This window comes from Brevundimonas fluminis (genome assembly GCF_003934285.1).
Lineage (GTDB): Bacteria > Pseudomonadota > Alphaproteobacteria > Caulobacterales > Caulobacteraceae > Brevundimonas > Brevundimonas fluminis.
Map to the genome: position 1 here is coordinate 393,429 of NZ_RQWJ01000002.1, position 25,666 is coordinate 419,094.

At 70.1% G+C, this 25,666-nt stretch carries 29 protein-coding genes and 1 riboswitch; of the genes, 18 read left to right on the plus strand and 11 right to left on the minus strand.

Annotated elements, in window-relative coordinates; all coding sequences use genetic code 11:
- Positions 1 to 22: 22 nt before the first annotated feature.
- Positions 23 to 853, plus strand: coding sequence for a diaminopimelate epimerase (gene dapF / locus EFJ44_RS02440; protein ID WP_125255593.1), 831 nt, complete (start codon positions 23 to 25; stop codon positions 851 to 853).
- Here dapF and ligD read toward each other — a convergent pair.
- Positions 850 to 3,432, minus strand: coding sequence for a DNA ligase D (ligD, locus tag EFJ44_RS02445; protein WP_125255594.1), 2,583 nt, complete (start codon positions 3,430 to 3,432; stop codon positions 850 to 852). The genes dapF and ligD overlap by 4 nt on opposite strands.
- Before the next feature lie 41 nt (positions 3,433 to 3,473).
- Between ligD and EFJ44_RS02450 the strand changes: the two genes are divergently transcribed.
- On the plus strand, positions 3,474 to 3,893 hold the full coding sequence (locus EFJ44_RS02450) for a very short patch repair endonuclease (protein WP_125255595.1): 420 nt from the start codon (positions 3,474 to 3,476) through the stop codon (positions 3,891 to 3,893).
- Here the strand turns inward: EFJ44_RS02450 and EFJ44_RS02455 are convergent.
- Entirely contained in the window at positions 3,872 to 4,384 is a 513-nt protein-coding gene (locus EFJ44_RS02455; RefSeq protein WP_125255596.1) for a hypothetical protein, read from the minus strand. The genes EFJ44_RS02450 and EFJ44_RS02455 overlap by 22 nt on opposite strands.
- 140 nt (positions 4,385 to 4,524) lie before the next feature.
- Here EFJ44_RS02455 and EFJ44_RS02460 point away from each other — a divergent pair, with 140 nt between their 5' ends.
- From EFJ44_RS02460 to EFJ44_RS02475, 4 genes are read left to right on the plus strand one after another with little or no spacing between them, the layout of a single operon-like run.
- The gene (locus tag EFJ44_RS02460) at positions 4,525 to 4,971 is read left to right on the plus strand and encodes a hypothetical protein (RefSeq protein WP_125255597.1); all 447 of its coding nucleotides are present in this window, start codon (positions 4,525 to 4,527) and stop codon (positions 4,969 to 4,971) included.
- Entirely contained in the window at positions 4,965 to 5,423 is a 459-nt protein-coding gene (locus EFJ44_RS02465; protein WP_125255598.1) for a hypothetical protein, read from the plus strand. Before EFJ44_RS02460 ends, EFJ44_RS02465 begins: the two co-directional genes overlap by 7 nt.
- A gap of 50 nt (positions 5,424 to 5,473) precedes the next feature.
- A complete protein-coding gene (locus EFJ44_RS02470; protein ID WP_125255599.1) occupies positions 5,474 to 6,163 on the plus strand; it encodes a DsbA family oxidoreductase in 690 nt (229 codons plus the stop codon).
- A gap of 44 nt (positions 6,164 to 6,207) precedes the next feature.
- Positions 6,208 to 7,575, plus strand: coding sequence for an AAA family ATPase (locus EFJ44_RS02475; RefSeq protein ID WP_125255600.1), 1,368 nt, complete (start codon positions 6,208 to 6,210; stop codon positions 7,573 to 7,575).
- 657 nt (positions 7,576 to 8,232) lie between these two features.
- On the opposite strand, the gene thiC is transcribed toward EFJ44_RS02475, so the two are convergent.
- The 4 genes from thiC to EFJ44_RS02500 form a co-directional block, all read right to left on the minus strand.
- Complete coding sequence (gene thiC, locus EFJ44_RS02485; RefSeq protein WP_241209647.1) at positions 8,233 to 10,143, minus strand: phosphomethylpyrimidine synthase ThiC; 1,911 nt, start codon at positions 10,141 to 10,143, stop codon at positions 8,233 to 8,235.
- A 50-nt stretch (positions 10,144 to 10,193) separates the two neighbouring features.
- Positions 10,194 to 10,300: riboswitch (TPP riboswitch) on the minus strand.
- A gap of 27 nt (positions 10,301 to 10,327) precedes the next feature.
- On the minus strand, positions 10,328 to 10,753 hold the full coding sequence (locus tag EFJ44_RS02490; protein ID WP_125255602.1) for a hypothetical protein: 426 nt from the start codon (positions 10,751 to 10,753) through the stop codon (positions 10,328 to 10,330).
- A gap of 79 nt (positions 10,754 to 10,832) precedes the next feature.
- On the minus strand, positions 10,833 to 11,195 hold the full coding sequence (locus EFJ44_RS02495; RefSeq protein ID WP_164511826.1) for a hypothetical protein: 363 nt from the start codon (positions 11,193 to 11,195) through the stop codon (positions 10,833 to 10,835).
- Positions 11,195 to 12,016, minus strand: coding sequence for a TIGR02587 family membrane protein (locus EFJ44_RS02500; protein ID WP_125255604.1), 822 nt, complete (start codon positions 12,014 to 12,016; stop codon positions 11,195 to 11,197). Before EFJ44_RS02500 ends, EFJ44_RS02495 begins: the two co-directional genes overlap by 1 nt.
- A 153-nt stretch (positions 12,017 to 12,169) precedes the next feature.
- Between EFJ44_RS02500 and EFJ44_RS02505 the strand changes: the two genes are divergently transcribed.
- The 5 genes from EFJ44_RS02505 to cuyB all read left to right on the plus strand — a co-directional run bounded on the left by EFJ44_RS02505 (position 12,170) and on the right by cuyB (position 16,431).
- On the plus strand, positions 12,170 to 12,574 hold the full coding sequence (locus EFJ44_RS02505; RefSeq protein ID WP_125255605.1) for a BLUF domain-containing protein: 405 nt from the start codon (positions 12,170 to 12,172) through the stop codon (positions 12,572 to 12,574).
- A gap of 171 nt (positions 12,575 to 12,745) precedes the next feature.
- Positions 12,746 to 13,270: a RidA family protein gene (locus EFJ44_RS02510; protein ID WP_125255606.1), complete on the plus strand. Its 525-nt coding sequence runs from the start codon at positions 12,746 to 12,748 to the stop codon at positions 13,268 to 13,270.
- Between the two features lie 35 nt (positions 13,271 to 13,305).
- The gene (cuyA, locus tag EFJ44_RS02515; protein ID WP_125255607.1) at positions 13,306 to 14,301 is read left to right on the plus strand and encodes a D-cysteate sulfo-lyase; all 996 of its coding nucleotides are present in this window, start codon (positions 13,306 to 13,308) and stop codon (positions 14,299 to 14,301) included.
- A 70-nt stretch (positions 14,302 to 14,371) separates the two neighbouring features.
- Positions 14,372 to 15,718, plus strand: coding sequence for a sensor histidine kinase (locus tag EFJ44_RS02520; RefSeq protein ID WP_125255608.1), 1,347 nt, complete (start codon positions 14,372 to 14,374; stop codon positions 15,716 to 15,718).
- A gap of 41 nt (positions 15,719 to 15,759) precedes the next feature.
- Positions 15,760 to 16,431: a cysteate racemase gene (gene cuyB, locus EFJ44_RS02525; RefSeq protein ID WP_125255609.1), complete on the plus strand. Its 672-nt coding sequence runs from the start codon at positions 15,760 to 15,762 to the stop codon at positions 16,429 to 16,431.
- Here cuyB and gluQRS read toward each other — a convergent pair.
- Positions 16,428 to 17,282: a tRNA glutamyl-Q(34) synthetase GluQRS gene (gene gluQRS, locus EFJ44_RS02530; RefSeq protein ID WP_241209648.1), complete on the minus strand. Its 855-nt coding sequence runs from the start codon at positions 17,280 to 17,282 to the stop codon at positions 16,428 to 16,430. The genes cuyB and gluQRS overlap by 4 nt on opposite strands.
- A 2-nt stretch (positions 17,283 to 17,284) precedes the next feature.
- On the minus strand, positions 17,285 to 18,421 hold the full coding sequence (locus tag EFJ44_RS13935) for a JmjC domain-containing protein (protein WP_125255611.1): 1,137 nt from the start codon (positions 18,419 to 18,421) through the stop codon (positions 17,285 to 17,287).
- A gap of 38 nt (positions 18,422 to 18,459) precedes the next feature.
- Between EFJ44_RS13935 and EFJ44_RS02540 the strand changes: the two genes are divergently transcribed.
- From EFJ44_RS02540 to EFJ44_RS02550, 3 genes are all read left to right on the plus strand, one after another.
- Positions 18,460 to 19,101, plus strand: a complete 642-nt coding sequence (locus EFJ44_RS02540; RefSeq protein ID WP_125255612.1) for a DNA-3-methyladenine glycosylase family protein — start codon at positions 18,460 to 18,462, stop codon at positions 19,099 to 19,101.
- Positions 19,098 to 19,742 (plus strand): trimeric intracellular cation channel family protein, encoded by a 645-nt coding sequence (locus EFJ44_RS02545; RefSeq protein ID WP_125255613.1) that lies wholly within the window; start codon positions 19,098 to 19,100, stop codon positions 19,740 to 19,742. Before EFJ44_RS02540 ends, EFJ44_RS02545 begins: the two co-directional genes overlap by 4 nt.
- A 105-nt stretch (positions 19,743 to 19,847) precedes the next feature.
- The gene (locus tag EFJ44_RS02550; protein ID WP_125255614.1) at positions 19,848 to 20,408 is read left to right on the plus strand and encodes an HNH endonuclease; all 561 of its coding nucleotides are present in this window, start codon (positions 19,848 to 19,850) and stop codon (positions 20,406 to 20,408) included.
- Positions 20,409 to 20,412: 4 nt separating this feature from the next.
- Here the strand turns inward: EFJ44_RS02550 and EFJ44_RS13940 are convergent, their stop codons facing one another.
- Genes EFJ44_RS13940 through EFJ44_RS02565 form a run of 3 tightly spaced genes read right to left on the minus strand, consistent with a single transcriptional unit; the run spans position 20,413 to position 22,181 of the window.
- Positions 20,413 to 21,000 carry a hypothetical protein gene (locus EFJ44_RS13940; RefSeq protein ID WP_241209649.1) on the minus strand — a complete coding sequence of 196 codons (588 nt, stop codon included), beginning with the start codon at positions 20,998 to 21,000 and terminating at the stop codon, positions 20,413 to 20,415.
- 55 nt (positions 21,001 to 21,055) lie between these two features.
- Positions 21,056 to 21,424 (minus strand): dihydroneopterin aldolase, encoded by a 369-nt coding sequence (gene folB / locus EFJ44_RS02560; protein ID WP_125255615.1) that lies wholly within the window; start codon positions 21,422 to 21,424, stop codon positions 21,056 to 21,058.
- Between the two features lie 4 nt (positions 21,425 to 21,428).
- Positions 21,429 to 22,181 carry an SDR family oxidoreductase gene (locus EFJ44_RS02565; protein WP_125255616.1) on the minus strand — a complete coding sequence of 251 codons (753 nt, stop codon included), beginning with the start codon at positions 22,179 to 22,181 and terminating at the stop codon, positions 21,429 to 21,431.
- Between the two features lie 150 nt (positions 22,182 to 22,331).
- On the opposite strand from EFJ44_RS02565, the gene EFJ44_RS02570 reads away from it, so the two are divergent.
- Genes EFJ44_RS02570 through EFJ44_RS02585 form a run of 4 tightly spaced genes read left to right on the plus strand, consistent with a single transcriptional unit; the run spans position 22,332 to position 25,625 of the window.
- The gene (locus EFJ44_RS02570) at positions 22,332 to 22,778 is read left to right on the plus strand and encodes a DMT family transporter (protein WP_125255617.1); all 447 of its coding nucleotides are present in this window, start codon (positions 22,332 to 22,334) and stop codon (positions 22,776 to 22,778) included.
- A 22-nt stretch (positions 22,779 to 22,800) separates the two neighbouring features.
- On the plus strand, positions 22,801 to 24,696 hold the full coding sequence (gene uvrC, locus EFJ44_RS02575; protein WP_125255618.1) for an excinuclease ABC subunit UvrC: 1,896 nt from the start codon (positions 22,801 to 22,803) through the stop codon (positions 24,694 to 24,696).
- A gap of 9 nt (positions 24,697 to 24,705) precedes the next feature.
- On the plus strand, positions 24,706 to 25,008 hold the full coding sequence (locus EFJ44_RS02580; RefSeq protein WP_125255619.1) for a YdeI/OmpD-associated family protein: 303 nt from the start codon (positions 24,706 to 24,708) through the stop codon (positions 25,006 to 25,008).
- Positions 25,005 to 25,625, plus strand: a complete 621-nt coding sequence (locus EFJ44_RS02585; RefSeq protein ID WP_125255620.1) for a carbonic anhydrase — start codon at positions 25,005 to 25,007, stop codon at positions 25,623 to 25,625. The genes EFJ44_RS02580 and EFJ44_RS02585 overlap by 4 nt, the downstream gene beginning before the upstream one ends.
- Positions 25,626 to 25,666: the final 41 nt, after the last annotated feature.

A 25,666-nucleotide genomic window follows, 5' to 3' on the forward strand; every position in this document is an offset into this window, starting at 1 on the left:
CGCCGGCTTCTATATCGGGCGCATGAGCGGACGGCCCTTCGTCAAGATGAACGGTTGCGGCAACGACTTCGTGGTCGTGGACGCCCTGTCGCGGCCCTTTGCGCCGACCTCGCACGAGGCGCGGGCGATCGCCGACCGATCAGCGGGTCAGGGATGCGATCAGCTGATCGCCATCGAACCTTCGCCGACCGCCGACGCCTTCATGCGGGTGTGGAACGCCGACGGAGGAACGGTCGAGACCTGCGGCAACGCCCTGCGCTGCGTCGGCTGGATGCTGATGGAGGCGGGCGGCCGCGACCGGGTCACCATCGACACCCTGGGTGGACCGACGGTCGCGAAGCGCGCCGGCGCCCACCGGGTCACCGTCGACATGGGCGCCCCGCGACTGGACTGGACCGAGATCCCCCTTGCCGAGGAGATGGACACGCGCGGCATCGAGCTGCAGGTCGGACCCATCGACGCGCCGGTGCTGCACACTCCGGGCGCGGTGAGCATGGGCAATCCGCACGTCGTCTTCTTCACCGAGAGCGTGCCCGCCGACGACTTCGTGCAGGGCGCCGGCTCCCTGATCGAGAACCATCCGCTGTTTCCCGAAGGGGTCAACGTCGGCTTCGCCCACGTCGAGGCGCGCGACCGCATCCGGCTGCGCGTCTGGGAGCGGGGCGCCGGGCTGACCCAAGCGTGCGGCACGGGCGCCTGCGCCGCGCTGGTGGCCTGCGCGCGGCGGGGCCTCACGGACCGCGCCGCGACCGTGGCCGTCGACGGCGGGGAACTGGAGATCGTCTGGGACGAGGCGACCGGTCACGTGCTGATGACGGGGCCGGTCGAGGTGGAGCGGACCGGCGTGCTCTAGAGGACCTTCTTCAGGATCGGCCTGAGACTCACGGCTCCCGCGCGGAAATCGGCCCAGGGGTCGGGCTTCTTCAGCAGGGCCGGGGCGTCGTGCAGGGTGAAGGCGCGGGGGTCGAGGCCGGATTTCACCTGCCCCCAGGACAGGGGGAAGGCGATGCCGGCGCCGGGCCGGGCGCGCGGAGACCAGGGCGCGACGGCGGTGGCCATGCGGCCGTTGCGCAGGTAGTCGAGGAAGATCTTTCCGCCGCGCGCCTTCTTGGCGAGGGTGGTGGTGAAGCGATCTGGCCGGGCGACGCGGACGCGCTCCGAAACCGCCTTGGCGAAGGCCTTGCACTGGTCCCATTCGATGCGGCTGCGGGCGTCGGTCCGGATCGGCACGACGACGTGCAGGCCCTTGCCGCCGGTGGTCTTGACGAAGGGGTTCAGGCCCAGCGCCTCCAACTCCTTCTTCATCACCTTCGCGGCCGCGATGACGTCGGCGAAATCGAGGCCCTCGTCGGGGTCGAGGTCGAAGGTGATCTGCTCCGGCGTCTCGGGATCGTCGGGGGCGCAGCCCCACGGGTGCAGCTCCAGCCCGCCGGACTGGCCGATGGCGACCAGGCCTCCGACGTCGGCGACGGCGACGTAGGGCGCGCGCTCCTTCACGTCCATCAGCTTCAGGCGGGGGTTGGATCCCGGCATGGCGTGACGCTGGAAGAATTTCTGGCCGGTGATGCCGTCGGGCGCGCGGATGATGGAGACGGGGCGGTCGGCGACGTGCGGCAGGATGCGGTCGGCGGCCATTTCGTAGTAGCGCGCCAGCTCGCCCTTGGTGATCGCCGGGCGGCCGTCGACGGCGGGCCACAGGATCTTGTCCGGATTGGATATGGCCACGCCGGCGACGATCAGCCGGCCCTTCTTGCCGGCTTTCGGCGGGGGCTCGCCGGGGACGTGGAGGCCGGGCGCGCCCGAGGTCTTGCCGGTCTTCGCCGGGGCCTGCGGGCGCTCGGTGACCTCGGCGGCGGGCTTGTCCTCGCGCAGGCCCTTGAACGCGGCGTGGCGCAGGGTCCCGCCCTCGGTGTAGCCGCCGTGCTCGATCTCGGCGACCAGCACGGGCCTGACCCAGTGAACGTCCTTGCCGCCGCGCGGGGCGCCCTTGCCGGTGAAGGGGTTCCTGTCGGACGCCGCCCCCTTCAGCGCCGGGAGCAGGGTCTTCATCAGGGCCTGGGAATAGCCGGTGCCGACGCGGCCGAGGGAGCGCAGGCCGCCCTCTTCGCGCACGCCGACCAGCAGGGAGCGGAACCGCGTGCCGCCCTCGGACGACCAGCCGCCGATCACGACCTCGTCCCCGCCCCGGCATTTGGACTTCAGCCAGGTGTTGGAGCGACCCGCGACGTAGGGGGCGTCCAGCTTCTTGGAGATGACGCCTTCCAGATCCATGCGGCAGGCGCTGTCCAGCACGGCCTGACCGGTGGTGGCGAAGTGGTCGACGTAGCGGACGCGCTTGCCGGCGGCCTTGGGCACGCGGTCCAGATGGGCCTGCAGCCGCGCCTTCCGGTGCGCCAGCGGCAGCTGGCGCAGGTCCTCGGTTCCCTCGGCCAGCAGGTCGAAGGCGAAGTAGACGAGGTCGGCGGTCCTGCCGTCGGCGATGGCGGCCTGGAGCGCCGAGAAGTTCGGCATGTGGTCCCCGTCCAGGGCGCAGACCTCGCCGTCGATCACGCCGTCGGGCCAGTCCGCGGCGTCGGCGGCCAGCTCCGGGAACTTGGCCGACCAGTCGTGGCCGCGGCGGGTGTAGACCTTCGCCTTGCCGCCGCCGGTCGCGATCTGGACGCGGTAGCCGTCGAACTTGATCTCGTGCGCCCAGCCGGCGCCGCCCGGGGGATGGTCGGCGACCTTGCACAGCTGGATCGGGACGAAGGCGGGCGGTCTGGTCAGCTTCGCCTCCCGGTCCTCGGGTTCCGGTTTCTTCGGCCCCTTTTTCGCGACGAGTTTCGACGAGGTCCACCGCTTCCTGCCGCCGGCGATCTCGGCCAGCGAGCGGCCGGTGGTCACGCTGGCGTCGATCTCCAGATTGGCGTCGCCCTCGCCCGGCACGGCGTGCTCGTCCTTCTCCTTGATCAGCAGCCAGTTGGCGCGCTTCGACGGCTTGCCCCGGTCGCTCTTCAGCCGGACCAGGGCCCAGCCGCCCTGCAGGCGTTCGCCCGACAGGGTCATCTTGATGGAGCCGCGCGCCCAGTCTTCCGACAGGGTCTCCGGATGCTGCGGTTCCCACGTGCCGCGGTCCCACATCTGCACCGTGCCGGCGCCGTAGTTGCCCGACGGGATGGTCCCCTCGAAGCCGCCGTAGTCGAGCGGATGATCCTCGACCTCCACCGCCAGCCGCTTGACCGAGGGATCGCGGGAGGGGGCCTTGGTCACGGCCCAGGACTTCAGCACCCCGTCGACCTCGATGCGGAAGTCCCAGTGCAGGCGGGTGGCCGCGTGGCGCTGGATCAGATAGGCGCCCCCGGCCTTGCGCGCCTTGCCCTTTCTGCCCTTCGGCTCCGGCGTCTCGCCGAAGCGCCGCTTGGCCTGATAGGTCTTCAGTTCGCCCTTCGCCATGCGGGCGGAACGCCCAAGGCCGGGATTCGCTCAAGACCGTCGTGAAGCCGCTCAACGCCCAGACCAGCCGCACCATGAGCCGCGTGCGGTCCACCGGCACCACGCCCGAGACGCGGACGGGCGAGGCCCTGCGCGCGATCGGGGTGAAGTACCGCAAGCACGTGCGCGCCCTGCCCGGCACGCCGGACTTCGCCAACCGGACGCAGGGGTGGGCCGTGCTGGTCCACGGCTGCTTCTGGCACCGTCACGGCTGCAGGCGGACCACCACCCCGGTGCACAATGCGGAGCACTGGGCCGCCAAGTTCGCGCGCAATCAGGCGCGGGACGCGCGGGTCGAGGCGGCGCTGGCGGCCCGGGGGCTGAAGGTGGTCACGGTGTGGGAATGCGAGACGAAGGACCGCGCGGCGCTGGAGGCGCGGCTGCGGGAGGAGCTGGGTTCTCAGGGCGGGCGGCCGGCCTGACCGGATGGAAAAACGGGGTCCGGACAGTCCGGAGAGTCCGGATCGGGGGCGCCGTGGATCCGGCGCCCGGCCTGGTCCTCGGCGGCGAGGAAGCGCGCCAGCTCGGCCTCCTCCGCGTCCATGGCCAGACGGACGCGACGCCAGCGCAGGGCCTCGACGGCGTCGCCGCGCATCGCCGCCCGCATCATCCGGCGCGCGGCGACCCACGACAGCTGGCGCGGATCGACGCGGTCGAGGTCGCCGTCGACGCTGAGCTCCAGCGCGCGGCCCTCGTCGTCGGGATCCAGCCGGTCGGGCGGCGTCCACGGCTGGTCGACGCGACGCCAGCCCTCGCGCGCGGCGCGGTCGCGCAGGGTGCTCAGGCCGACGCCGTGCCGCCGGCACACCTGCGGCGCCGACAGGCCCGCCAGATAGTCCGCGCGCGCCTGCGCCCAGACCGCGTCCGGGGCGATGCGCGGGTTGGCCCGCGCCGGGGGGGATCCGTCCGCCATGCCGCCTCCTGCCGATGGGGTGAGCGGAGACTGGCATGCGGCTGCGTCAGGATCGGTCGGAGGGGTAACCCAAGGGTGGCGTCGAGTAGGTGGATTTTGAGAACCCGTGTTATCTCACACGGACGAACTTGGAGGGAACAATGGTCGCCAAGGTGCCGAAGCAGTCGGATTCATATGCCGATGTGAACCAGCGCTACGCGGGCTATGTCGATGTGAAATGCAGCCTGGACTCGTTGCTTTGGCAGAACCACGCTGCGCTCGTGGCGATCACTGCCCTCGGTGCGGGCGCACTGGGCGCCGTCCTTGAAACCGAACTCAGACTCGGCTCCGTCTCGCACCAACGCACCGTCGCCGCCGTGTTCTTCCTGCTCTCTCTGCTCTATTTTCTGACCGCCCATTCTTCGAGCCGCCTCAAGCACTGGCACTCGGTTGCTGAGGAGGAACTCCAGAAACTCGAGCCTGACGGCTATTTCCACCGCCGCGCGCCGCGGACCGCCCACCTGAAGTCGGCCTCATCGTGGCTAATCTACATCTACTTCGGCCTGTCGGCGGCCTGCCTGTTCGCCGCCGTGGATTTCACATGGTGACCCCTCCCCTTGCAGGCGCGATCAGCCCGTCCGAGGCGCTCCGGGAACATGGGGTCCGCACCCATCACAATCGGTTCGAGTCAGGTGAAGTGCGGTTCCGGCTGATGAGCTCGGACGGAAACGGCTACATCCTGACCCGGGCCAGCCACGATGGATGGCAGAACAGCCACGTCCACTATCGCACACAGGAAACCTACATCGTCGAGGCCGGGTGGATGGTACTGGCCGTCGAAGGCCCGCGAGGTGTGGAGACATCGTGGTTGGGGCCGGGAGACATCGTCACGACTCCGATCGGCCAAGTCCATAACGTCTATCTCCCGGCCGCGGCGATCATTCACACCGTCAAGCATGGCGCGCGCGGCGGCGATCAGGACCGCACGCCAGTCCCACGCTTCGACGAGGTGTTGGCTTCTCTGGGGCCAAGTCTGATCGAGGCATCCCGAAGGCCATAGATCCAAGCTGAAAGGTTCCGCCGCGGCCCGGACGCCCCCATCTGTCCGCCATGACCGACGCCGCGCCCCCCGCCCCGACCCGCACCCTGAAGATCGACTTCGTCTCGGACGTGGTCTGCCCGTGGTGCGTGGTGGGGCTGGGCGGGCTGGAGGCGGCGCTGGCGCGGCTGAAGGCCGAGGGCATCGGGGCGGAGATCACCTTCCGGCCGTTCGAGCTGAACCCGCAGATGGCCCCCGAGGGCGAGAACATCGTCGAGCACATAGGCCGCAAATACGGATCGACGCCGCAGCAGTCGGCGGCGAACCGGGCCATGATCACCGAACGCGCGGCCGAGGCCTGGCCCGGATTTGAAATGCGGATGGGCGAGGAGAGCCGCATCTGGAACACCTTCGACGCCCACCGCCTGCTGTGTTGGGCGGGGACGGTGGGGCCGGAGGCGCAGCGGGCGCTGAAGGCGGCCCTGTTCCGCGCCCACTTCACCGAGGGGCGCCGGCTGACCGACCCCGAGGTCCTGGCCGACGCGGCGGCGGCGGCGGGGCTGGATCGCGCCCGGGCCGTCGAGGTCCTGGCCGACGACCTGTACGCCGCCGAGGTCCACGCCGAAGAGGCCCTGTGGCGCGCCCGCGGCATTACCGGCGTGCCCGCCGTGGTGGTGGAGGGGAAGTGGCTGATCAGCGGCGGCCAGCCGGCGGCGGTGTTCGAGGAGGCGTTGCGGGGGATTGCGGGGGAGCCACTTTAACGCGGCGATTGCTCTAGCTGGCCGGAGCCAGATACGGTCACTCCATGCTTACGCGCATCGAAATCGACGGGTTCAAGACTTTCGAGGATTTCGCCCTCGACCTTCAGCCGTTCTCGGCGGTCGTGGGGCCTAATGCGAGCGGTAAGTCCAACCTGTTTGACGCAATCAAGTTCATATCTCTGCTGGCCCAAGGAGACGTACGAAGCGCTATGCTGGAGCTTCGCGGCGAGCCTGAGGAGCTTTTCCGCTGGACGCCCAGTCGTCGCTACCAGCAAATGAAATTTGCTGTTGAAGCCTTCCTGTCTCCGACGGGGTCCGACGCTTTCGGGAAGAAGTATCGGATTAAGGCCCAGCGGCTCCGGTACGAGCTTCGCTTAACAATGAAGCTCGATGCGGGAGGCTATCCAGCCGGGGTCTACGTATCCCACGAAGCTTGCCATCCGATCGCCAAGACCTACGATCGGGCTGAGTATCTGAAGCAGGAGAAGGCCGCTACTTCATACCGAAGGAACCCGTTCATCGACATGGACCTTGACGACAAGGGCCAGCCGACGGCTTTCAATATTCGCCAAGACGGGCCAGCTAACGACGCGGGCACATCTAAGAGAGGACGGCCAGTTAAGTTGCCTGCGTTTGAGGCTGGTCGCACGGCGCTCTCAACGATTGCGACTGCTGAGTTCCCTCATCTCTACGCTTTGCGTGATCTCCTGACTTCGATCCGATTTTTGGAGATCAATCCGCGTGCCGCCCGCAGAGCAGTTGATCGCTTCGACACAAAAATACTCAAATCTGACGCGTCCAACTTGGCGGCCGTGTTGGCTCGACTTCAGCAAGAGACCGGCAGCGCAATGCGACCGGCGGGTGTAATGTCCGACATCGCTGCTGACTTGAGTTCTTTAATTCCGTCAGTTCGGGCCATTGAGATTCACGACTATGATGGAGCGAAGGAGCACTCGTTCAGCGTCCGAATGGCGGACGATCTGACTTTCAGCTCACGTGTTATATCTGACGGCACGCTAAGACTTCTCGCACTTCTCGCTTTACTTGACGACCCTGACAGAAAGGGGATTCTTTGTTTTGAAGAGCCCGAAAACGGCGTGCATGAAGGCAGGATTCCAGCCCTAGTACAGCTGCTCCGAGATTCTGTCTGGCACGCAGGGGACGCGGTCTTTGGCTCGCTGTTTCAGGTTCTGGTCAACACGCACTCGCCTGCGGTTATGGCTGCGCTTCAGGACAGCGAGATCATCGCTGCCGACACGGTGAGCAGCATCGAGCCTGCCACTCAATCGAAGTCCACACGAACTCGGATGCGAACCGGTATTGAATCCGGGAAGCTTGACCTTGACCCGGAAACTGATCTGAGCCGTCGCGAGATCGGGGCACTGCTAAAGAAGCTGAGCGAAGAGGCGTGACTTACCTTTCTTGGGCAGCCTTCTGTGAAGGCCCGTCGGACCATGCATATTTTGATGTGCTTCTGCCGCGCCTGATGGACGAGATTTCGCGGGTCGATGGCCAACGAAACGTGGTGATTCCGGATTCGCCTGTGGCGGTGAGAGCCTCAGACCGTAGTGGGCAGGCCATTGCCGAAGAAATTTGCCGAAACGCCGACGCGATCCGAATTGTATTTGTACACGCCGATACAGGGGGGCGTGCTGCAGTGGGGACGCTCCATGCTCGCAGCCACCGCGTTTGTGAAATAGCAAACGAGCGTTGTAGCTGGTCACGGGACCATTGTGTTGTGGTGGCCCCCTGCCATGAGACCGAAGCATGGGTGTTGGCCGACTCCGACGCAGTGCTAGACGCTCTAGGTTATACCGGCCCAGCGGCTGATCTAGGGCTACCTGCTAACGCCACACTGGCCGAGGCATTGCCGGACCCGAAATCTGTTCTTTCCGCCGCTATTGATTCAGTAGTTGGTCGGCGCAGGCGACCCGGACCAAGCCTGTACTTTGCCCGTATCGCGCAGGTTCAGTCTTTCGATGCACTGAGACGGTCTAATTCCTTCCGTCAGTTCGAAGCAGATCTCCGAACCGCAATGAGCTCGTTTGGCGTCTTCCGAACTTGAGGCCTCACACCTTCACCTCGATCTCCCCGCCCCCTGCGCGGAACTTCTCGCTCATCGCCGCCATGCCCGCCTCGGCGTCGGCCAGCGAGCCGCCGGCGTCGTTCTGGACGCGCGCGGCGTCGCGGATGTCCTGGCTGATCTTCATGCTGCAGAACTTGGGGCCGCACATGCTGCAGAAGTGGGCGGTCTTGTGCGCCTCCTTCGGCAAGGTCTCGTCGTGGTACTGGCGCGCCGTCTCGGGGTCGAGGCCGAGGTTGAACTGGTCTTCCCAGCGGAACTCGAACCGGGCGCGGGACAGGGCGTCGTCGTGGGCGCGGGCGGCCGGGTGGCCCTTGGCCAGGTCGGCGGCGTGGGCGGCGATCTTGTAGGTGATGACGCCGTCCTTGACGTCCTGACGGTCCGGCAGGCCCAGGTGCTCCTTGGGCGTGACGTAGCAGAGCATGGCCGTGCCGAACCAGCCGATCATGGCCGCGCCGATCGCGCTGGTGATGTGGTCGTAGCCGGGCGCGATGTCGGTGGTCAGCGGCCCCAGGGTGTAGAAGGGCGCCTCGTGGCACCACTTCAGCTGCTCGTCCATGTTCTGCTTGATCTTGTGCATCGGCACATGGCCGGGGCCCTCGATCATGACCTGGCAGCCGTGGTCCCAGGCGACCTTCGTCAGTTCGCCCAGGGTGCGCAGCTCGGCGAACTGGGCCTGGTCGTTGGCGTCGGCGATGGAGCCGGGGCGCAGGCCGTCGCCCAGCGAGAACGACACGTCGTAGGCGCGCATGATCTCGCAGATCTCGTCGAAGCGCTCATAGAGGAAGCTCTCCCTGTGATGCGCCAGGCACCACTTGGCCATGATGGAGCCGCCGCGCGAGACGATGCCGGTGACGCGGTTCGCCGTCATCGGCACGAAGGGCAGGCGCACGCCGGCGTGGATGGTGAAATAGTCCACGCCCTGTTCCGCCTGTTCGATCAGGGTGTCGGCGAAGACGTCGAAGGTCAGGTCCTCGGCCACGCCGCCGACCTTCTCCAGCGCCTGATAGATGGGCACGGTGCCGATCGGGACGCTGGAGTTGCGGATGATCCAGTCGCGGATGTTGTGGATGTTGCGGCCGGTCGACAGGTCCATGACGTTGTCGGCGCCCCAGCGGGTGGCCCAGACCAGCTTGTCGACCTCGTCGTCCACCGAGGACAGGACCGCCGAGTTGCCGATGTTGGCGTTGATCTTCACCAGGAAGTTGCGGCCGATGATCATCGGCTCGACCTCGGGGTGGTTGATGTTCTGGGGGATGATGGCGCGGCCGCGGGCGATCTCCTGACGCACGAACTCGGGCGTGACGAAGTCGGGGATGGAGGCGCCGAAGTCCTCGCCGTCGCGGACGCAGGGGGCGGTCTGCTCACGCCGCAGGTTCTCGCGGATGGCGACGAACTCCATCTCGGGCGTGATGATCCCGGCGCGGGCGTATTCCAGCTGGGTCACCGGACGGCCGGGCACGCCCCTGAACACCTTGTGGCGGCTGACGTCGAAGCGGGGGGCCAGGTGCTTGCCCGACGCATGGCCGTTGTCCTCGGGCTTGACCTCGCGCGGGTTGGCGACGGGCGCGACGTCGCCGCGGTCCAGCCGCCAGGAAGACATGACCTTCGGCAGACCCTTGGTGATGTCGATGGTCGCGTCCGGGTCGGTGTAGGGGCCGGAGGAATCGTACATCGTCACCGGCGGCTCACCGGCCGAGGGGTGCACGGCGACCTCGCGGAAGGGCACGCGGATGTCGGGGTAGAGTTCGCCGGAGACGTAGACCTTGCGCCCGCCCTCGCGCGGACCGACGGGGACGCGGCCGGCCTTTTCGGCGACCTTGCGGCGGGCCTCGGCCAAGGGAAGGGTCGAGGACTCGGGCTCGGCCGGGGCGGCGGTGGGGACGTGGACGTTCATGGCGGCCTCTTTCGACAAGAGGGACCGCCGGCGCGGTGTGAGACTCCGGCTGGCCGGAGCGTGTCTCGTCCCTTCGCCGGCATGACCCGGATCAGGTTCGGCCGGTCAGAGGGACACCTCTATCTCAGCGGCTCGGGCCGCCCCCGGGAGAACGCGCGGACGATAGGCGCATGCCGGGCGCGGTTCAACCGAGCGTCGGCCGGGTCTTCGCGGTGGTCGGCATCAGCAGGGCGATCACCGCCAACAGGGCGAACCACGCCGCGCCGAGGCCGGCGGCCAGGGCCAGGAACCAGAAGAACCTGCCCGTCATCCCCGCCAGCACTATCAGGCCGAGGCTGGCCGCGGCGCACAGGACCGCGAGGCCCAGCATCATGCCGGTCGACAGCAGCCGGTTGCGGATCGCGCCGGGCGCATACTTGCCGCAGCGCGGGCAGCGGACGATGGCCATGTCGTCAGCCGCCTGCTGGCGGGCCAGCTCGACGTCGGCCTCGGCGACCTCATGCCGGGGACGCTCGGTCGACAGCACGCGGTCGTATTCGTACCGGGCGCCGCAGCGGGCGCAGGCGCACTTCTGCGTCACCGTGCGCGAAAAGGTCGCCTTGTCGGACATGCGCGGCCCCTCCCTGACCCGGACGACCCTGCGTAGCGGCGGCGGGCGGGGCCGGGCAAGCCCACGGAAGCTGACGGGATCAGGGCTCCGACCAGCCCCTGACGACGGGGGCGGCGCCTGCGGGGTCGGCGGGGACGATCAGGGTCAGGCGCGCCTTGCCGTGGCCGGCGACGTAGTCGGTCTCCGCCTCGGACCCCATGAGGGCGACGCGGGCGCGGGCGGCGGTCTCGTCGCCGCGGTTGACGATCTCGATCTCGGCGGCCCAGCCGTCGGCCAGCGGGCGGGCCTCGACGACGTGGGCGGTCAGTTGCGGCGGGGCGGTCTCGCCTCCGGCGTCCTTGAGCAGCAGGGTCAGGGTGACGAGGACCACGGCGGCGCCGAGCGCGGCCATGACCCACTCCAGCACGGGCGGGCGCGGCGGGGCTTTCGGCTTCGCCGCCATCAGACCAGCAGCCGCGCGGCGGCGGCGCCGAGGCTGGCCGGGAAGCCGAGGACGACGGCGAGGCCGGCGATCTCGTGGGCGCCCTGACCGTCGGCGCGGCCCAGCAGCCAGAGGACGTAGAGGCAGGTCAGCAGCACCAGGCCGTAGCCCGCCAGGGTGAAGTGGAAGAAGGCGAGCCCGGGCCGGCCGTGATCCTCCTGCCCCGCGAAGCCGACGGCGTAGACGAGGGCGTGCATGACGATCAGGGAGGCGAGCAGCAGGGCGGCCGTCTGCAGCGGGCCGATCCGCCAGGCGATCAGCGCCATCTCCTCGGTCGGCGCCATGTTGAGCGCCAGGAACAGCGCGCCGACGATCATCAGGAACAGCTCGGCCGGGTAGGCGCGGGGCTCCTCGCGATCGGCCGCGCCGCCGCCCAGCTGGCGCCGGGCCAGAAGGGCTCCGACGGCGGCCGGCACGGTCTGCAGGGCGACCTGCCCGAGCCAGACGTCGGCGGGCAGGTCCACCCCCAGCGCGCCGACGGCGACGAGGACGGCGGCCGAGACCCCGAAGCCCAGCGCCACCGCGGTCAGGGTCTCCAGCGCATGATCCAGCCAGCCGCCGCCCTGCCGCAGGCCGACGGCCCACGACAGGCCGAACAGCAGGGGCAGTCCCGAGGCGAGGAACAGGGCCAGCCGCGGCCGGTCCATGGCGTGGCCCAGGGCCCACATCTCCATGGTCATCAGCAGCGGCACGGCGAAGATCAGGGCGCCCGCCGCGCCGCGCGCCAGGTCGCGGGCGAAGGCCAGGTCGGACGGGCTGCGCGGGACGGCGGCGGCGCTCATGAAGCGGCAACGCCCGGGCGGACGACGGGCTCCCGCGCCTCCCCGGACGTGAGTGTACGGAAGCGGACTTATCCATGAAAGTCAGCCAGTTGTTTGCATGTGGCCCGGAAAACCGTCATTTCTCAAGCTCCGAAACCGAAGGACCGCCCCGGGATGCGTCTGGAACGGCTGATCTACGAGAGCACGGCGACCGGCTCGACCGGCTCGCTGGGGAACCTGGCGGTGATCCTGGCGGAGTCGCAGCACAACAACTCGCGCACCGGCCTGACCGGCGCGCTGGCGGCCCATCGGGATCGGTACATCCAGGTGGTCGAGGGCCAGCCGGAGGTGCTGGACGGGCTGCTGCGGCGGCTGGAGGACGACCCCCGGCACAAGGACATCCGCCTGATGCACCGGGAGCCGGTGGAGGAGCGGCTGTTCGCCGGCTGGGCCATGGCCAGCGCGCGCGTCACGCCCGAACTGGAGACCTCGCTGGACGCCCTGATGTCGGAACGCGCGCCGTCGCCGTCGTGGATCGTCATGGCGCTGCACGAGGCGGTCGTCGGCCGCGCCGCCTGACGGGCGCAGCGACGGCCCGGCCGACAGGGTGAGGGACCGGGCCGCCGCGGCCGGGATCCGGACCGAAGTCCGCGCGCGCCGACCCCGATCACACGTGCGGGGAGGGACGATCCGTCGCTTGCGTCGGCGGCGCGGCGGGCGTTCCCTGTGGCGGACAGAGGGAGATCCGACATGACCGCCGCCCGCCTGACCGCCGCAGCGACGCTCGCCGTCCTCGCCGCAAGCCCGGCCCTGACGCAGGACGCCTGGCCGCAGAGGATCCCGGCGTCGGGGGGCGAGGTGATCATTCCCGACGCCGGTTGGCGCGGCGCCTATGACGGCATCGGCTATGCGCCGGCGCGGCGGGTGGGCGACACGCTGTACGTCTCGGGCGTCATCATCGGGCCGCGGCCGGGCGAGGCGATCGACGCGGCGGGCTTCGAGGCCCAGACCCGGCGCGCCTTCGGGCAACTGGACCAGATGCTGAAGGCGGCGGGCGCGAGCTTCGACGACGTGGTCATGATCAACAGCTTCCACGTCTGGGAGCGCGAGGACGTGGCGGTCACGCGGATGCAGCAGATCGAGATCATGAACGCGGTGCGCGCGGAGTTCACCACGGCGCCGCATCCGGCGTGGACGGCGGTCGGCACGACCGGCCTGCTGAGCCCGACCGGCGTGGTCGAGGTCCAACTGATCGCGCACGTGCCACAAGGCTGATAAGCGGGGGGCGTCACCCAGCCCGGAGCCCGTCCATGCACCTTGCCCGCTTTCCCCGCGTCCGCCTGGCCCACCTGCCGACGCCGCTGGAGCCCCTGCCGCGGCTGGGGGAGAAGCTGGGGCTCGATCTGTGGATCAAGCGCGACGACGCCACCGGGCTGGCGGGCGGGGGCAACAAGACGCGCAAGCTGGAATTCCTGCTGGGCGACGCCTTCGAGCAGCGCGCCGACGTGCTGGTGACCCAAGGCGCGACGCAGTCGAACCACGTGCGCCAGACGGCGGCGGCGGCGGCGGCGCACGGGCTGGGCTGCGCCATCATTCTGGAGGCGCGGACGGGCTCGACGGCGCCCGACTACGTCGGCAACGGCAACGTCCTGCTGGACCGGCTATTCGGCGCGTCGATCCGCACCGTGCCGGCGGGCACGGACATGAACGCCGAACTGGAGGCCGAGGCGGAACGGCTGCGCGGCGAGGGGCGGCGGCCCTACGTCATCCCCGGCGGCGGCTCGAACCCGATCGGGGCCCTGGGCTACGTCGACTGCGCGCGCGAGATCGTGACGCAGGCCGACGATCTGGATCTGGCGATCGACCGCATCGTGACGGCGACGGGCAGCGCGGGCACGCACGGCGGCCTGGTGGCCGGGCTGGCGGTGATGGGCGCCGACGTGCCGGTGCTGGGCTTCGGCGTGCGCGCGCCGAAAGCGCGTCAGGAGGCCATGGTCCTGAAGCTCGCGCGCGAGACCGCCGCCCTGCTGGGCCGCCCGGACGCGGTGACGGAGGAGATGGTGGTCGCCGACTGCGACTACGTGGGCGAGGGATACGGCCTGGTCGATCAGGGCGTGATCGACGCGCTGGTGACGGCCGCGCGGACTGACGGGATCCTGCTGGACCCGGTCTATTCCGCCAAGGCGATGAAGGGGCTGATCGCGCGGGCGGCGGAGTTCAAGGGAGAGACGGTCGTCTTCCTGCACACCGGCGGCGCCCAGGGGCTGTTCGGCTATCAGAGCGTGCTGGAGGGGGCCCTGGGGTGAAGCTCGCGCCGGTGGTCCGTGCCCGGAACCGCCGCGCACACCGGAGCGTTGACCCCGTCGGGAGGGGTCAGTGACACAATTGACGGATGATGCGGCCGCGCTGCTCGAAGATACGCCGGCGCTGCTCTGGCGTGGGGACGCGCAAGGTCGGTGCGTCTATCTGAACCGGGCCCAGCGGGAGTTCTGGGGCCTGGACGCGGCGCCCGACGGCGATTTCGACTGGTCGACGACGCTGCTAGAGGAAGATCACCCCAAGGTCTTCGGCCCCTTTCAGATCGGCATGCGGGATCAGGTCCCCTTCATCTGTGAGGCGCGCTATCGCCGCGCCGACGGCGAGGTGCGGGTTCTGCGGACGCGGGCCCGGCCCTATCACGACGCCCACGGCCGGTTCGCCGGCATGATCGGGGTCAACGAGGATCTGACGGAGCTGCGCGAGGCGGAGGCGGACCTGACGCGCTTCAACGACCGCCTGAGGGACAGCCTGGAACAGGCGCGAGTGGTGACGCGGCGACTGGAACTGGCGACGCAGATTTCCGGCATCGCCATGTCTGAGCACGACGAGTCCCTGCGCTACACGTGGGCTCAAAACCTTCCCGAAGACGCCATGGGCCGACGTCCGAGCGACCTTGTGGGCGAGGACATAGGCGGGCCGATCGAGGACGTGCTGAGGTCCGTGCTCGAGACCGGGGTTCCTGCGACCAAGGAGGTCGTCTTCTCCGTCGACGACCAGAGGCAGTGGTGGGAGATTCAGGCCTGTCGCACGACGACGGTGGAGGGAAGGCCGGCGGTCCTCGCCAGCGCACTGGACGTCACGACGCGAAAGCTGAATGCCGAGAAGCTTGAGATCCTGGCCCGGGAACTGAACCACCGCGTCAAAAACGTCTACGCCGTCGTTCAGGCGGTCGTGCAACAGTCCGCGCGATCGGCGGGGGCCTCACCGGAGTTCGCCGAAACGGTGTCGCGGCGCCTTGCCACCCTGGCGCGGGCGCAGGATGCGCTGCTGACTTCCGGCAGCGACGGGGCCGGCCTGTGCGCCCTGCTGTCCCAGCATCTGGCGCATCTCGAGAGGGTCGAGATCTCCGGCGCCGATGTGACGCTTCCCGCGCGCGTCGTCCCCTATGTCGCGCTGGCGATGCATGAACTGGGCACGAACGCCCTGAAGTACGGGGCGTTGGCGACGCCCGCAGGCAGGGTCCGGGTGTCCTGGCGAGAAATGGAGCCGGGCCTCCTCGAACTGACCTGGGCCGAGAGCGGCGGGGCCGCACGGACGGGCGACGGCAATCCGGGCTTCGGAACAGCCCTGCTCACGCGCGTCTTCGCGGCGGCCACCGACGGCACGGCCGAGCGCGGCTGGAGCGACGGCGGGTTGCGGTGGGTCGCGCGCTTTCCCTTGACGTCGCGCCTCAGCGCCGGTTGACCGGCAGGCGGATCCAGCCGCTGAAGCGAGAAAAGCAGGTCATGAAATCCCTCGGCATCCTCGGCGGCATGGGGCCGGCGGCCACATTGGCCTTCCTCCAGCGCATCCTGGAGCTGACGCCCGCGCGGGAGGACGAGGATCATGTCCGTGTGCTGATGGACATGAATCCGCAGGTGCCGAACCGGCATCGGAATCCTCCGGGCGCGAAGGCAGAACTGGGGGCCATGGCGGCGCGGCTGCGGGACATGGGGGCGGAGGTTCTGGCCATGCCGTGCAACACGGCGCACGCGCACGCCGACGCCATCCGGGCGGCGGGGGTCCCCTTCCTCGACATGATCGAGCTGACGGCGGCGGAGGCGGCGGGCCAAATCTCGGGAGGGGGCGCGACGAAGGTCGGCGTGCTGGCCACGCCGGGCGGGCAGGACCTGTACGTGGCCGAGCTGGAGCGGCGCGGACTTTCGCCGCTGACGCCTGCGGTCGGGGGGCGGCGCGCGTTTCTGGACCTGGTGTTCGCCATCAAGGCGGGCGACGTCGGCGACGACCGGCGGGCGGAGATGCGGTCGTTGGCGCAGGCGCTGATCGACGCCGGGGCCGAGGCGATCATCGCGGGGTGCACCGAGATTCCGCTGGTCATGGGGCCGGGCGACGTGAGCGTGCCGCTGATCGACTCCGCCGAGGTGCTGGCGCGGGCCTGCGTGAGGGAGTGCGCCTAGAACCCCAGCTCCGCCCGCAGCTGCGCCGGGTCCATGCCCCGTTCCCGCAGTGACTGGAGCGTCTCGGCCTTGTCGCGCTTGGCGAGGCGGCGGCCGGAGGCGTCGAGCAGCAGGGGGTGGTGGCGATAGACGGGCGTGGGCCAGCCCATCAGGGCCTGGATCAGGACCTGGACATGCGTCGCCTCGAACAGGTCATGGCCGCGGATCACGTGGGTGACGCCATGCAGGGCGTCGTCGTGCGTCACCGCCACGTGATAGGCCGTGCCCGCGTCCTTGCGCGCCAGCACCACGTCGCCGGCGGTCTCGGGCCGGGCGGGGATCAGTCCGCGCTCGCCGTCGGGACCCGCGCCCTCCTCCACGAACGACAGCTGCGCCCAGGCGCGATCGCCGAGGGCCGCGCGGGCGCGGTCCAGCGACAGGCGCCAGGCGAACGGGCGGCCCCCGGCCAGAAGGGCGGCTTCCTCTTCCGCCGGATGCGGGCCCGGGCGGGCGGCGTCGGCGGGTCCGTGCGGCGCGTCCCCGATCGCGTCGAGGATTTCCCTCCGTGTACGGAAGCACCGGTAAAGCAGGCCGCGCCGGTCCAGCACGTCGACCACGCCGGCGTACTCGTGCAGGTGATCCGACTGGCGACGGACGGGGCCGTCCCGGTCCAGGCCCAGCCAGTCCAGGTCGTCGAGAATTCCCGTCTCGAACTCCGGCTTGCAGCGCGTCGGGTCGATGTCTTCGATGCGCAGCAGGAATCGTCCGCCCGCGGCCCGGGCGGCGGTCCACGCCGTCAGCGCGGACAGGGCGTGGCCGCGATGCAGCCGTCCGGTCGGCGACGGGGCGAAGCGGGTGACGAAGTCCGCCACCGTCACACGCGACGCAGGGCGCCGGCGGCCAGCAGGCGGTCGACGGCGGCGCGCAGGTCCTCTTCGGGGACGAAGTCGAACTGGGCGATCACGTCCTCCAGCGCCACGCGGGACTGGGTCAGGATCCAGTCCATGGCCACGGTGGCCGGGCCCGCCACACGGGGCGCGGCCCGACCGGTCGGGGCGAGGAAGGTCAGCTGCGTGCGGACGGGCAGGCCATAGGCCGGGGCGCGCGGCGTCAGGCGGGTCTGCGCCATGGCGATTTCGTCGGCGAAGGCCGGACTGGCGGTCAGGGCGGCGAGGCGGGCTCCGAGGTCCGCCAGCTGGGCCTTCAGCGGCGCGCCGCCCCCTTCCGCCGCGGGCCGCAGCCATCTGCGGAACGCCGGGTCCTGAAGGGCCGCGGATTCCAGCAGGCGGAACAGGATGCGGCCGTAGAGCGGCGTGACGGAGAAGGTGGCGTGCAGCGAGGCCCCCTCGGTGGCGAGGGCGTCGTGGAACTGACCCCGCGGCAGATACAGGACGTCGCCGGGCTTCATCCGCACTTCCTGCACCAGCTGGCCGCGGGCGGCGTGAAGGCGCTCGCGGGCGCGGCCGTCGGAATCGTCGGGCAGGTCGACGGGATCGGCCTCACGGTTCGAATACAGCCGCCAGGTCTTCTCCCCCTCCAGCTGGACGGCGAAGACGTGGTGGAGGTCGTAGTGGCTGCCGAAGGCCTGGACCCCGCCGAAGGAGCAGTAGAGGTTGACCCCGACCTGGGCGGCGAAGCGGCGCGAGAGGTCGGAGGACAGGGCGCGCAGCCCGGGCGTCAGGCTTTCGACGTCGCCGAGGATGACGCTGGCGCCCATGGCCATCAGGGCCTGAACCTTGCCGGGCGAGGGTCGCGTGACCGTGCCCGACTGGGTCTGAACGAGAACGCAGTACTGCTCCGGCGGGATGGGCCGGTTGTCGTGCACCATCTTCAGCGTCGCGGCGTTCCAGATCGCCGACTGATCCAGCAGGGCGTTGAAGTCGTCCCAGTTCAGCAGACAGCGTCGGGGCGCATCGTCGGCGGCGGGGACGTGCAGCGGTTTCCGGTCGTCGAAGTCCCGATGGAAGACCTCGGGGGTGATCGGGGCCAGAAGATCGTCCAGTGTGCGCATGCGGCGACGCTAGTGCGCCGGTCAGGGACCGTCCAGAAGTGCCTCAGCCTCCGAGCCCAGCAGACCTGACCGCCGCGCGCGCGAGGCTGGTCGCCGCCGACCCGGCGCTGGCGCGGGCGGACGCCGCCGTGCCGCCGTTCGAATGGCGGGTGCGGACGGGCGGGTTCGAGGGCCTGCTGCGCATGATCGTGGAACAGCAGGTGTCGCTGGCGTCCGCGGCCGCGATCTGGAAGCGGGTGGTCGGGGGACTGGACGGAGATCTGACCCCGGCCCGCGTCATGGACCACGAGATCGCGGCGTTGCGCGGCATGGGCCTGTCGATCCAGAAGGCGACCTATGCCCATGAGATCGCCCGGGCGCACGTGGAGGGCAGGATCGACTTCGACCATCTGGAGCGGCTGTCGGACGCGGAGGCGGTGGCGCGGCTGACGGCGATCAAGGGCGTCGGGCTGTGGACCGCCGAGACCTTCCTGATGTTCTGCGAGGGCCGGCTGGACGTGTTTCCGGGCGGAGACGTCGCCCTGCAGGAGGCCATGAAGTGGGCCGACGGGCTGGAGGCCCGGCCGAGGGAAAGGGTCGCCTATGCCCGCGCCGAGGCGTGGCGCCCGCACCGCGCGGTGGCCGCGCACCTGCTCTGGGCGTGGTACGGGCTGGTGAAACGGGGAGACGCGACGATATGACGACCGCCGTCCTGACTCCCGAGATCGTCGCGCCGGAGCGCCTGCTGGCCGTGCTTGACTTCGCCGGGGTGGCGGTGTTCGCCGCGACCGGGGCGCTGGCGGCGGCCCGGCTGAAGCAGGATCTGGTCACCGCCGCCTTCTTCGCCGCCATCACCGGCGTGGGCGGGGGCACGCTGCGGGATCTGCTGATCGGGGCGCCGGTGTTCTGGGTGCAGGACTGGCGCTACGTCGCCGTCTGCATCGCGGCGGCGGTCGCGGTGTGGCTGATCGGCGCGCGCGAGTGGCGGTTCCGGGCGCTGCTGTGGCTGGACGCGGTCGGACTGGCCGCCTACGGCGTGCTGGGCGCGGCCAAGGCGGAAGCGTGGGGCGTGCCGCCGCTGATCTGCGTGGTCATGGGCGCGCTGACCGCCTGCTTCGGCGGCGTGGTGCGCGACCTGCTGGCGGGCCAGCCGTCGATCCTGCTTCGGCGGGAAATCACGGTGTCGGCGGCGATCCTGGCGGCGGCGGTGTACGTCGTCGCCACGCGACTGGGCCTGGGCGACTGGCCGGCGGCGGTGCTGGGGTCGGTGCTGGGCTTCGCGCTCCGGGCCGGCGCGCTGAGGAAGGGATGGAGCCTGCCGGCCTTTCCCACGCGGGGCTGAGCGTCATGGCGGCGTCGTCGAATCAGGCGTAGGCTGGAGGCGTCGGAGGAGACGCGTCTTCAGTCAGCTTACCCTGCACGCCCGATATCTGAACGGAGCCCCCAGGTGAGGGTGTCCGAGCGACCGCCTTCCGGTTGGCCGGCCCTGGTGCTGAACGCCGATTTCCGGCCGCTCTCCTATTATCCCCTGTCGATCTGGCCCTGGCAGGAGGTGGTCAAGGCCGTGTGGCAGGACCGCGTCGACGTGGTCTCGGTCTACGACAAGACAGTACGCAGCCCGTCCATGGAAATGCAGCTGCCCAGCGTCATCTCGCTGAAGAGCTACGTCGATCAGGACCGGGCCCCGGCGTTCACGCGGTTCAACGTGTTTCTGCGCGACGACTTCCGCTGCCAGTACTGCGGCGAGACGAAGGAGCTGACCTTCGACCACGTCATCCCGCGCAGCCGCGGCGGGCGCACGACGTGGGAGAACATCGTCGCCGCCTGCGGGCCCTGCAACCTGAGGAAGGGCGGGCGCACGCCGGCGCAGGCGGGCATGCCCATCCGGCGCGCGCCGCACCGGCCGAACGCCTGGCAGCTGCAGGATGCGGGGCGGCGCTTTCCGCCCAACTACCTGCACCAGAGCTGGCTCGACTATCTGTACTGGGACATCGAGCTGGAGCCCTGAGGGTTCAACCCACCCACCAGCCGCGCGGATTGGGCACGGGGCGGCCGCGGGTCAGCAGGAAGACGCCCCAGGCGCCGCGGATCACCAACCAGCCGACGAGCACGAACAGCACGAAGACGCCCAGGTTGATGACGATCAGGATGACGCCCGCCACGGCGGCGATGGCGGCGGTCCAGAGGGTGCGCAGCTGATAGACGTGGTGGCTGCGGAACGGCTCGTCCGCCGGCGCGTCGCCGAACATGACGGCCAGCAGGCCGACCACGGCCGAGACGCCCAGGGTCGGCACGGCGAACAGGATCAGGGCGTAGACCGCATACAGGCCCATGGGCGCCTCGACGACCGGTTCGCGGTCGCGGCGGCCGAAGGCGGGAGACGGCTCCGGCGCGGCGGGCGCCGGCTCGAAGGCGGCACGGGCGTCGACCGGTTCGCGGGCCGGCTCCGGCGTCACCCCGACCACGGGTTCAGGTTCGGGTTCGGGCGCACGGGGACGGCCGGCCAGAGAGGCGGGCGAGGCGAAGCCGACCAGATCGTCGGGATCGTGGTCCGGCGTCGGGTCCTTCGGAGGCTGGCGGTCGCCGGTGTCGGTCATCATCTACCCTTGCAGAGCGCGGATCATGCCGGGCGGGCCGTCGCGGCGCAACGCCGCCTTAGCCTCGCGACAGCCGGACCTCGCAGCCCGCGGCCTGGGCGCCGCGCAGGGCGCCCGGCTTCTCCACCCGCACGGCGACGGCGCGCACGCGCGCGTCGGCCAGGCAGGCGCGGGCCAGACGCTCGGCGAAGGTCTCGATCAGCTCCATGTGTCCCTGGGCGACGAGGTCCAGCGCGGCGGCGCGCACGGTCTCGTAGTTCAGCGTGTCGGACAGGTGCGCGACCGGGCCGGGCGTCAGCTCCAGCGACACGTCGACGTCCAGCGGCTGGGTGATCCCGCGTTCGTGGGCGTGGACGCCGATCTCGGCCGCCAGAGACAGGCCGCGGACGAAGACGGTCAGGCCGTCGCGGCGGAAGTCCTCGGTCATGGCGTCAGTCCTGCACGTCGGGTGTGCGCCAGGCGAGGTGCTGGCCGGAATCGACGGCGATCGTCTGGCCGGTGACCCGGTCGGCGGACGCGAGCCAGATCACCGCGGCGGCCACCGCCTCCGGCGTGACGACGCGTTCCAGCGGCACGTTCGACCATTCGGCCTCGAAGTCGGCGTCGGACTGGTGCGTGGACTTCAGCGTCGGGCCGGGGGCGACCGCGTTGACGCGGATCCGGGGCGCCAGCGCCTGCGCCATCGTCGTGGTCGCCCAGTGCAGGCCGGCGCGCGACAGGGCGTAGGAGAAGAAGCGCGGGTCCGGCTTCAGCACCCGCTGGTCCAGCAGGTTGACGATGCAGGATTCGTCGGGCGCCTGGGCGGCGAAGACCTGGGCCAGCAGCACGGGGGCGCGCAGGTTGACGTCCATGTGCAGGGACCAGCTGTCGCCCGTGATCGTCTCCAGCCGGTCTTCCTGAAAGACCGAGGCGTTGTTGACCAGCAGGGTCAGCGGACCCAGCGCCTCTGCGGCGCGGCCGGTCAGGGCGTGGGCGGCGGCGACGTCGGTCAGGTCGGCCTGAAGGACCGTGGCGCGGCGCCCCACGGCCCGGACCTCGTCGGCGACGGCTTCGGCGTCCCCCGGCGAAGACCCGTGGTGGATCGCCACGTCCCAGCCCGCGCGGGCGGCGTGCAGGGCGATCTCGCGCCCGATGCGGCGGGCCGCGCCGGTGACCAGGGCGGCCCCGCGGGCCGGATCAGTCAACCCGGCCGAACTCGATGAAGTTGACGGCGGCCAGGACGGCGACGAAGCCGAGGATGATGTAGAGGGCCAGCATGGGAGTCTCCGAATGGTCGGGGCGGGAATACCGGGGCGGCTTCGCGCGTTCAAGTCGGCGCCGTAAGGATCGAACCCATGAACGCCAACCTCTTCGCCATGTTCGCCGTCTTCGCCGCCGGGGCCGCCGCGGCGGTGCAGGGGCCCACCAACGCCCGGCTGGCGCAGGGGCTGGGCACGCCGCTGAACGCCGCGCTGGTGTCCTTCGCCGTCGGCACGGCGACCCTGCTGGTGCTGGCGCTGGCCATGCAGCACCGGCCCGAGGGGCAGGCGGTGCGCGAGGTCCCGGGCTGGGCCTGGATCGGCGGCCTGTACGGCGCGCTGTTCGTGGTCGTGCTGGCCTGGGCGACGCCGAAGCTGGGGGTGGCGACGTCGCTGGCGGCGGTGGTGGCGGGTCAGCTGGTGCTGGGCCTGCTGATCGATCACTTCGGCCTGATGGGCGTCCCGCGCCAGCCGATCAGCCTGGCCCGGCTGGGCGGCACGGCCATGGTGATCGGCGGCATGCTGCTGGTGCGGCGGGGGTGAGGTCCGCCTATATTCGCCGGCGATGACCGAGGCAGAACCGGCCCCTGAAACCGATCTGAAGGCCGCCGAGCTGATCCGCGACGAGGCGCGGCGGGCGCCCGACAAGCCGGGCGTCTACCGCATGTACGGCGAGGACGGGGCGTGCCTGTACGTCGGCAAGGCGCGGTCGCTGAAGAAGCGCATCATGCAGTACGCGCAGGGGCGGTTCCACACCCAGCGCATCGCCCACATGGTGTCTCTGACCCGCGCGATGGAGCTGGTGGTCACGGCGACCGAGACCGAGGCGCTGCTGCTGGAATCCAACTTCATCAAGAAGCTGAAGCCGCGGTTCAACGTGGTGCTCAGGGACGACAAGTCCTTCGCCGAGCTGATGATCCGGCGCGACCACCGGGCGCCTCAGGTGCGCAAGCACCGGGGCGCGCACACCATCAAGGGCGACTATTTCGGGCCGTTCGCCTCGACCTGGGCGGTGAACCGCACGCTGACCACGCTGCAGAAGGCCTTCCTGCTGCGCTCGTGCTCGGACAGCGTCTACGAGAGCCGCACGCGGCCCTGCATGCTGCACCAGATCAAGCGCTGCTCGGCGCCGTGCACGGGGCTGATCTCGCTGGAGGACTACGCCGAGCTGGTGGACGAGGCCGAGGCCTTCCTGCGCGGCAAGTCGCGGGCGGTGATCGGGCGGCTGTCGAAGGAGATGCAGGCCGCCAGCGACGACATGGACTTCGAGACCGCCGCCCGGGTGCGCGACCGCATCCGGGCGCTGTCGGCGATCTCGATGGAGAACTCGGTGTCGGCCGAGGGCGTGGCGGAGGCGGACGTGTTCGCCCTGCACTCCGACGCGGGGCAGGCCTGCGTGCAGGTGTTCTTCTATCGCGGCGGCCAGAATTGGGGCGGGCGGGCCTATTTCCCGCGGGTCGACAAGAGCGACACCGACGCCGACATCTTGGGGGCGTTCCTGGGCCAGTTCTATGAGGACAAGCCGGTCCCGCGCGAGATCCTGTCCAACGTGATCCCGTTCGAGAAGGAACTGCTGGAAGAGGCCTTCTCGATGATGGCCAAGCAGACCGACGGACGGCGCGTCGTCTCGATCGAACGGCCGATGCGGGGCGACCGCAAGGCGCTGGTGGACCACGCCCTGACCAACGCCCGCGAGGCGCTGGGGCGGCGGCTGGCCGAGAACTCGGCGCAGGGGAAGATTTTGGACGAAGTCGTCGAGGCCTTCGGACTGGACGGGAGGCCGGAGCGGATCGAGATCTACGACAACGCCCACATCCAGGGCTCGAACCCCGTGGGGGCCATGGTGGTGGCGGGGCCCGAGGGCTTCCGCAAGAACCAGTATCGCAAGTTCAACATCCGCGGCGAGGAGCTGAGCCCCGGCGACGACTTCGGCATGATGCGCGAGGTCATGCGCCGACGGTTCAGCCGTCTGGTCAAGGAGGAGGACGAGGGCGAGGCCCCGGAACGCCCCGACCTGCTGCTGATCGACGGGGGTCCGGGCCAGCTGTCGGCTGTGCGGTCGGTGCTGGACGAATTGGGCCTGGAGGACATCCTGGCCGTCGGCGTGGCCAAGGGACCCGACCGGGACGCGGGGCTGGAGAAGTTCATCATCCCCGGCAAGCCGCCGTTCATGCTGCCGCTGAAGTCGCCGGCCCTATATTACATCCAGCGGCTGCGCGACGAGGCGCACCGCTTCGCCAACGGGGCCCACGCCAAGCGGCGCTCGATGGACATCAAGAAGAACCCGTTGGACGAGATCGAGGGCGTCGGACCGGGGCGGAAGAAGGCGCTGCTGCACGCCTTCGGCTCCGCCAAGGGCGTGGGCCGGGCGTCGGTGGTGGATCTGGAAAAGGTCGAGGGCATCAACCGGGCGCTGGCCGAGCGCATCCACGCCTTTTTCCATCCCGTCGGCCGGACGTAAGGTGCGCGAATGAGCGATTTCGCGGAGGGCACGGTGCATCGGGCGGCGGACGACCTGAAGACGGCGATCCGCGCGGACGCCGACGTGCTGGCCCTGTGGCAGGGGCTGACGCCGCTGGGGCGCAACGAGTTCATCTGCTGGGTCGAGGACGCCAGGCAGGCGGCGACGCGCGAGCGCCGCATCCGCCGCACGATCGAGGAGATGCAGGAGGGCAAGCGCCGCCCCTGCTGCTGGCCCGGCTGCCCGCATCGCGACGACAAGCCGCCCAGCCGCTGGCAACAGGCCATGGCCGCGAAGAAGGACGCCCGATGACCGACGCCGACCCGCTGTTCTCCGGCTATCGCCGCTTCCGTCAGGACCGCTGGCCCGGGGCGAAGGCCGAGTATGAGGCGCTGGCCGCCGACGGCCAGACGCCGCACACCCTGGTGATCGCCTGTTCGGACAGCCGGGCCGATCCCGCCCTCATCTTCGACGCCGCGCCGGGGCAGCTGTTCGTGGTGCGCAACGTCGCCAATCTGGTCCCGCCCTACGCCCCGGACGGCCATCTGCACGGGGTCTCGGCGGCGCTGGAGTTCGGGGTCAAGGTGCTGAAGGTGCGGCGCATCCTCGTGATGGGCCACGCCCACTGCGGCGGCGTGGCGGCGATGCGGGGGGGCGCGCCCGAGAGCTGCCGCGACTTCCTTGCGCCGTGGATCGCGCAGGGGGCGCCGACGGTGCGCCGCGTGGCCGAGGCGGTGGAGCCGGATCAGGTCGAGCAGGCCAGCGAGGAGGCGGTGGTGCGGTTGTCGCTGGACAACCTGCGCACCTTCCCGTGGATCGCCGAAAGGGAGGCGGCCGGTGAACTGGAACTGGTCGGCCTGCATTTCGGCATCGCCGAAGGGCTGCTGCGCAGACTGGCGAGCGCGGGGCCGTTCCAGCCGCTCGCCTGAACGGAGAAAGCGTGGCATCTCAGGCCATCAGCCCGAGGACG

What these genes read in the sequence shown, in the direction of transcription:
- EFJ44_RS02500 (WP_125255604.1), bottom strand. Translation starts at nt 12,016, where the DNA reads ATGAGCGCCGCCGCCGTCCCGCGCAGCCCGTCCGACCTGGCCTTCGCC.
- EFJ44_RS02580 (WP_125255619.1), top strand. Translation starts at nt 24,706, where the DNA reads ATGAGCGATTTCGCGGAGGGCACGGTGCATCGGGCGGCGGACGACCTG.
- cuyB (WP_125255609.1), top strand. Translation starts at nt 15,760, where the DNA reads ATGAAATCCCTCGGCATCCTCGGCGGCATGGGGCCGGCGGCCACATTG.
- EFJ44_RS02495 (WP_164511826.1), bottom strand. Translation starts at nt 11,195, where the DNA reads ATGGCGGCGAAGCCGAAAGCCCCGCCGCGCCCGCCCGTGCTGGAGTGG.
- EFJ44_RS02545 (WP_125255613.1), top strand. Translation starts at nt 19,098, where the DNA reads ATGACGACCGCCGTCCTGACTCCCGAGATCGTCGCGCCGGAGCGCCTG.
- EFJ44_RS02570 (WP_125255617.1), top strand. Translation starts at nt 22,332, where the DNA reads ATGAACGCCAACCTCTTCGCCATGTTCGCCGTCTTCGCCGCCGGGGCC.
- EFJ44_RS02505 (WP_125255605.1), top strand. Translation starts at nt 12,170, where the DNA reads ATGCGTCTGGAACGGCTGATCTACGAGAGCACGGCGACCGGCTCGACC.
- EFJ44_RS02460 (WP_125255597.1), top strand. Translation starts at nt 4,525, where the DNA reads ATGGTCGCCAAGGTGCCGAAGCAGTCGGATTCATATGCCGATGTGAAC.
- dapF (WP_125255593.1), top strand. Translation starts at nt 23, where the DNA reads ATGAGCGGACGGCCCTTCGTCAAGATGAACGGTTGCGGCAACGACTTC.
- EFJ44_RS02465 (WP_125255598.1), top strand. Translation starts at nt 4,965, where the DNA reads ATGGTGACCCCTCCCCTTGCAGGCGCGATCAGCCCGTCCGAGGCGCTC.
- cuyA (WP_125255607.1), top strand. Translation starts at nt 13,306, where the DNA reads ATGCACCTTGCCCGCTTTCCCCGCGTCCGCCTGGCCCACCTGCCGACG.
- EFJ44_RS02510 (WP_125255606.1), top strand. Translation starts at nt 12,746, where the DNA reads ATGACCGCCGCCCGCCTGACCGCCGCAGCGACGCTCGCCGTCCTCGCC.
- EFJ44_RS02490 (WP_125255602.1), bottom strand. Translation starts at nt 10,753, where the DNA reads ATGTCCGACAAGGCGACCTTTTCGCGCACGGTGACGCAGAAGTGCGCC.
- EFJ44_RS02470 (WP_125255599.1), top strand. Translation starts at nt 5,474, where the DNA reads ATGACCGACGCCGCGCCCCCCGCCCCGACCCGCACCCTGAAGATCGAC.
- thiC (WP_241209647.1), bottom strand. Translation starts at nt 10,143, where the DNA reads ATGAACGTCCACGTCCCCACCGCCGCCCCGGCCGAGCCCGAGTCCTCG.
- EFJ44_RS02585 (WP_125255620.1), top strand. Translation starts at nt 25,005, where the DNA reads ATGACCGACGCCGACCCGCTGTTCTCCGGCTATCGCCGCTTCCGTCAG.
- uvrC (WP_125255618.1), top strand. Translation starts at nt 22,801, where the DNA reads ATGACCGAGGCAGAACCGGCCCCTGAAACCGATCTGAAGGCCGCCGAG.
- EFJ44_RS02475 (WP_125255600.1), top strand. Translation starts at nt 6,208, where the DNA reads ATGCTTACGCGCATCGAAATCGACGGGTTCAAGACTTTCGAGGATTTC.
- ligD (WP_125255594.1), bottom strand. Translation starts at nt 3,432, where the DNA reads ATGGCGAAGGGCGAACTGAAGACCTATCAGGCCAAGCGGCGCTTCGGC.
- EFJ44_RS13940 (WP_241209649.1), bottom strand. Translation starts at nt 21,000, where the DNA reads ATGATGACCGACACCGGCGACCGCCAGCCTCCGAAGGACCCGACGCCG.
- EFJ44_RS13935 (WP_125255611.1), bottom strand. Translation starts at nt 18,421, where the DNA reads ATGCGCACACTGGACGATCTTCTGGCCCCGATCACCCCCGAGGTCTTC.
- folB (WP_125255615.1), bottom strand. Translation starts at nt 21,424, where the DNA reads ATGACCGAGGACTTCCGCCGCGACGGCCTGACCGTCTTCGTCCGCGGC.
- EFJ44_RS02455 (WP_125255596.1), bottom strand. Translation starts at nt 4,384, where the DNA reads ATGGCGGACGGATCCCCCCCGGCGCGGGCCAACCCGCGCATCGCCCCG.